This is a genomic window from Brachyspira pilosicoli (assembly GCF_019402445.1).
Taxonomy (GTDB): domain Bacteria; phylum Spirochaetota; class Brachyspiria; order Brachyspirales; family Brachyspiraceae; genus Brachyspira; species Brachyspira pilosicoli_B.
Genome location: NZ_SRZM01000056.1, coordinates 1 through 5,559, shown reverse-complemented (window position 1 = coordinate 5,559; position 5,559 = coordinate 1). Strand labels below are relative to the sequence as shown.

Below are 5,559 nucleotides of genomic sequence, written 5' to 3'. Positions count from 1 at the left end.
GCTTCAAATATATAAATATTATCTATATCATATAATGAAATAATTTTAAATAGTCTAATCACATAATCATTATCATCATCTTTTTGAAAGTATTTTTCTACTATTTTAGAGTATACAGATTTATCATTTGATATATTATTTTTATTTATTTTAAAGTTTATAACATCTGTTTGTTTTAATACATATTGTTTAATATCTTCTTGATTTTCTTCAAATATATAATCAATATAATATTCTATCTTTTTCATAATATTAAACGGCTTATTATTAGTCTATTATAACTGTAACTTTACAATTTCTAATAGCCTCTTTTAGTTTTTTGGCACTTAATATAATACTAGCATCTTCATTTCCTATCACCAAATCACTAGCGAATTTTCCTCTAGTACTCCAAGCTACTATATTATATGGTTTTTTGCCTGTAATATTTGTAGATATTTGATTAGTTAAAAATGAGTTTGTAGAATATTTAATATATCCATTAGTAGAAGCAATTTTCTTGTCTATATAAGCAATATCATAAATAGCATCGCCATTTTCATTATATATTGTAGGAAATAAGGAAGGTTTAAATCCTATTCCTCTAGCATCTATCACAAGCCCATCATAATCAGTGCCAGCATCAATATATGTTACTATTGGTGTAGGTTTGTAAGTATTCATATTTTGTATAAAGTTTGACATTAACTGATTAGTGATAATATCTAAAGCCATTAATACTTTAACGCTTGTTCTGCTAGGGTAGGATACGCCTAAAAGTCTTGCATTATTAACAAAGTCCATAACATCTTCTCTTAATTTAGCATTTTCTTCTATGATGTTATAAACTGTATAATCGCCATTAACTATAATATTACCTAAAGTCTGATAAAGAGTTCTAAAAGTTTCTTCTTCTGCCTGTTCTTGAAGTATTAATAATGCCTCTGGGTGTAAAACTTTATCGGTAAGAATATCAGCAGTAGCATCAGCATATATTGTATATGTTGTATAATCTACTCTTCCTATACCTGTATTTATTAATATATTATTATCTCCAACATTGGAAGTAGATTGTGCAAATAGAAGTATGTTTATACTTATAAATAATAAGATAACTTTGATATTCATTATACTCTCCAATATACTGCAAATATTTTCGGTTTATATAAAAAATACTTAAAGACATTTTTATTATTCATCATTATATAATTTTTGTAAATAGTTAGATACATTTATTTTATTATTATATTTTAACACTTCATGAGCTTTTAATCCAATTGAGTTTCTGCTTTTATAATCTATATCATTATAAATTAAATATCTAGCCATTTCTATTTTTGTAACATAAAATATAGCATTCTGTCCCCAATCATCTTTTTCATTAATATCCACTTTTGCTTTTTCTACTAAATATTTCACCAAGTCTAAATTCTCACTTTCAACAGCATACATCAATATATTTTTACCTAAAATATCTCTTTGGTTAATATTGCTTTTTTCTTTTATGAGTAATTGCACAGACATAATATTTCCTTTTTCTGCGGCAGTAAGCAGTGCTGTTTTTCCTTTATTGTCTATAGCATTTACATCTGCATTATTTTCTATAAGAAGATTTAATATATATGGATAGTCTGCAGCCAATATTAAAGCATTTTCACCATTTGAGTTTGTAGCATTTATTTCTCCTTTTTTATCTATTATATAATCAACTAAATCATAATATCCTATTGATGAAGCTTGCATTAAAATAGTATTGCCGTTTGTGTTTGTGGCATTAATATCTCCGCCTTTGTCAATATAGTTTTGAAGATTAATTATTGTATCTTTTATTTTGTATGAAGGGTTTATATAGTCAAATATAGTTGGTTTTGTAGGAGTATTTGTTTTTTTATATTCTACATGCTCTTCTTTATCATTTGTGTAGTATTCTTTATATTCGTTTGTATCAAAATCATCTGGCAAGAGATAATCAAATTCTTGAGCGTATAAACAAGCACTTAAACAAAATAATAATATTATTCTTTTCAAATTTATTTCCTAATAAAAAAGTTTATATCAAAACAAGTATATTTTGTCATATAAGTTTATTTTATTCAACTTTTTCCCGTAGCAAAAAGTTGCAAAAAGTACAAATATTTAGGCTTATATATATAAAATATATATTAAGTGTAGGATAAAATCTGAATTTTAGATTAAAAATGCAGTTGTTTTGTTTCTTTTATACTAATACAGAAAGCTACCTATTCGGTAAAAAGTGTTAGTAGGAATATAGCCCCCACAAAATAATAAAAATATAAAACTTAAATTTTGACAAAATTAAAAATTGTTAGTATGCAAAAATATAATTATTTTAATTTTTCTAATTCTCTTATCATAAGCTCCAAATCTTCTATTACTTTCATTTCTTCTTTTTGATTTCTTAATATATATGCAGGGTGATATGTTGCAATTACAGGTATGTTGTTATAATAATGAATATTGTTTCTCACTTTTCCAAAAGGAGTTTTTAAATCAAAATCTACAAGGTTAGAAAATCCATGTCTACCTAATGCACATATAATCTTTGGATTTAATATTTCAAGCTGCTTTGTAAAGAACTCTCTGCAATTATCTTTCTCTTCTAAAAGAGGGTCTCTGTTTTCAGGCGGACGGCATTTTAAAGCATTCATAATATAGTAGTTAGAAATGTTTAGCTTCTCAATCCACTTGTCTAATAATTTACCAGCTCTCCCCACAAATGGAAAACCTAATCTATCCTCATCAGCACCCGGAGCTTCTCCTACAAATACTATATCAGGTTTTTCATCTCCCCTTCCAAATACCACATTTTTGCGACTATTGCATAAAGCTTCACATTTCATGCATTTAGTGATAGTTTGATATAGTTTCTTTAACTCTTCATTTTTTATTTCTGTATTTTTTATTTCCATCTGTACTCCGTTAGTTTTTTTGAGATGTTTATTTTTTATTATTATCTTTTTATTTTTATCACAGTGAATAGTATCAAAAAATTTTATTTTGTTTGTATTTAAGAGATATTGTTCTATTTTTGTCATATTTATATTAGTTATATAATGGGCTTTTTGTAAAACCCATTATTATAATTTTTTATTATTTTTTTGTAATTTCCATGCTCCAATTAGGTCCGCTATATACTTTATATCTTTCAGAGAAATTACCCATATTAATAGCTACAGAAAAATTAAGCTCAGAATTAAAATAAGCCATATTTTCGTTTTCAGGCACATCACCAAAAGTATTTACAAGCTTAACGTCTCCAGTCCATACAAGCTCAGTATAATTATATATTTTTACATTGAGAGTATCTCCCATATTAATTCCATTATCAAGCATTAATTTACGAGGAAGTGATGACCATACATTGCCATATTGAATATCAAGCACAGGTATATTAGCATAAAAAACTCCATTCTCATATTTAGCTTTTTGATATTCAATTTTTGTTATATTAGTTCCTAAAGATTGACCAACCTCTTCAAAAGCAATTTGCTTAGAGGCAAGTTTAGCTCCAGTATAAACATAAACATCTCTTCCATGGAATGTATATGATTCAGATGAGTTTGTAAGTCTATTTTTAGCCTCATCAATTTCTCTTACTTCTTCTATACCTAAAGACTCTGCAACAAAAGTTAAAGTACCATTATCTGGAGTAACAAAATAATAATTATTTTTAGTCTTCATTACAACTGATTTTCTATCAGTGCCGACACCCGGGTCTACAACACTAACAAATACAGTGCCTTCAGGCCAATACCTAGCAGTTTGATCAAGTCTTAAAGCAGCCTCCCATATATTGTATGCAGGTATTTCATGTGTAAGGTCATAAACTTTTAAATCTTTATCTACACTAAGAGCAACACCATACATACTTGCTACAGCATTATCCTTTCTGCCAAAGTCTGTTTGAATTGCAAGAGGAGATTTATTATTAATATTGTTTTGATTAGTGCAAGATATTACAAAAAATATTACTAATATTGATATAATAATCTTTTTCATTTTTCTACCTTAAAATAAAATAATTTTTAAATGTTGTATTTAAATAAAATGTTTTAATTATATTGAATTATTTTTTAAATATATTTATTTTACTAATAATTTATTATCAAATTACTAACAAAAAATTAAGGGTATAAGAAAAAAACTTACACCCTTAAAAAATCTTGTTTATTTAGCTTTAGCATTAAGAGCATCTTTTTGTCTTTTGATTCTTCTTAAAGCTCTTTTGCGTTTCACTACTTTTCTATGTTGTTTTCCCACAGTATATATCTCCTTTAATTTTTATTATATTTTACCATTTGAACCTAATACATTCATTATTTTATGAATATAAAGTTTTTTCATTTCATCACGAGCAGGTCCTAAATATTTTCTAGGGTCAAATTCTTTAGGGTCATCATGGAATACTTTTCTAATAGCAGCAGTCATAGCAAGTCTTGAATCGCTGTCGATATTGATTTTACAAACTGCACTCTTAGAAGCTTCTCTTAATTGCTCTTCAGGAATACCTATAGCATCATCAAGTTTACCGCCATTTTCATTAATCATTTTAACATATTCTTGAGGTACGCTTGAAGAACCATGAAGTACAATAGGAAATCCTGGAATCTTTTTCTCAATTTCTTTAAGAATGTCTAATCTTATTTGAGGGTTTTGACCTGGTTTGAATTTATAAGCACCATGGCTAGTACCAATAGATATAGCAAGTGAATCAACACCTGTTTTTTTAACGAAATCTTCTACTTCTTCAGGTTGAGTATAAGTATGATGTTCAGCTACAACATCATCTTCTACACCAGCAAGTACGCCTAATTCTCCTTCAACAGTAACATCATATTTATGAGCATACTCAACAACGCTTCTAGTAATTTCTACGTTTTTGTTGTAATCATAATGGCTTCCGTCTATCATAACAGAAGAGAAACCATATTCAATACAGCTTTTGCAAAGTTCTAAGCTATCACCATGGTCAAGGTGTAATACTATAGGTACATTAACACCCAATTCTTTAGCATATTCCACAGCTCCTTGAGCCATATATCTTAATAATGTTTGATTAGCATATTTTCTAGCACCAGAAGATACTTGAATAATAACAGGGCTTTTAGTTTCTACACAAGCCTGTACTATAGCCTGAAGTTGTTCCATATTATTAAAGTTAAATGCTGGAATAGCATAACCGCCGCTAATAGCTTTTTTAAAAAGGTCTCTACTATTAACAAGACCTAAGTCGGCAAATTTAACCATATTTCACTCCAATTTTATAAAATATATTTTAATGATATAACAAAAATAATAATTTTTCAAGTAAATATATGCTTTTTATATTTTGGTATAAAGTTTTATATACAGCCCCGCCCTTTATGTTTTTTTGAATATTTTTATAAAGTTTTATTTTTTTATATTTATTGCCTAATTAAAAATCTTAGCACCCACCCAAGCTTTGATTTGATTTAATGCCAACTTACCGCACGGTGGATAAATTTATAAATATGATAGAGTTTATATTTTTAAAATTATTTATGTGTTTTGCTTGGTTTACCGTGCGGAAATATAGAC

Annotated in this window: 6 protein-coding genes; all 6 read right to left on the bottom strand. The window is 27.4% G+C overall.

The window, feature by feature from the left end:
• Positions 1-248, bottom strand: a 248-nt coding sequence (locus tag E6A48_RS02470; RefSeq protein WP_219708388.1) for a hypothetical protein, incomplete at its 3' end; no start/stop codon positions are given.
• Between the two features lie 19 nt (positions 249-267).
• Positions 268-1,107, bottom strand: a complete 840-nt coding sequence (locus E6A48_RS02465; protein WP_219708386.1) for a hypothetical protein — start codon at positions 1,105-1,107, stop codon at positions 268-270.
• Positions 1,108-1,170: 63 nt separating this feature from the next.
• On the bottom strand, positions 1,171-2,007 hold the full coding sequence (locus tag E6A48_RS02460; protein WP_219708385.1) for an ankyrin repeat domain-containing protein: 837 nt from the start codon (positions 2,005-2,007) through the stop codon (positions 1,171-1,173).
• 317 nt (positions 2,008-2,324) lie between these two features.
• The gene (locus tag E6A48_RS02455; protein WP_258018521.1) at positions 2,325-2,909 is read right to left on the bottom strand and encodes a uracil-DNA glycosylase; all 585 of its coding nucleotides are present in this window, start codon (positions 2,907-2,909) and stop codon (positions 2,325-2,327) included.
• A gap of 181 nt (positions 2,910-3,090) precedes the next feature.
• On the bottom strand, positions 3,091-3,999 hold the full coding sequence (locus E6A48_RS02450; protein ID WP_219708383.1) for an SAM hydrolase/SAM-dependent halogenase family protein: 909 nt from the start codon (positions 3,997-3,999) through the stop codon (positions 3,091-3,093).
• Positions 4,000-4,284: 285 nt separating this feature from the next.
• The gene (locus E6A48_RS02445) at positions 4,285-5,247 is read right to left on the bottom strand and encodes a class II fructose-bisphosphate aldolase (RefSeq protein WP_219708382.1); all 963 of its coding nucleotides are present in this window, start codon (positions 5,245-5,247) and stop codon (positions 4,285-4,287) included.
• Between the last annotated feature and the right edge of the window lie 312 nt (positions 5,248-5,559).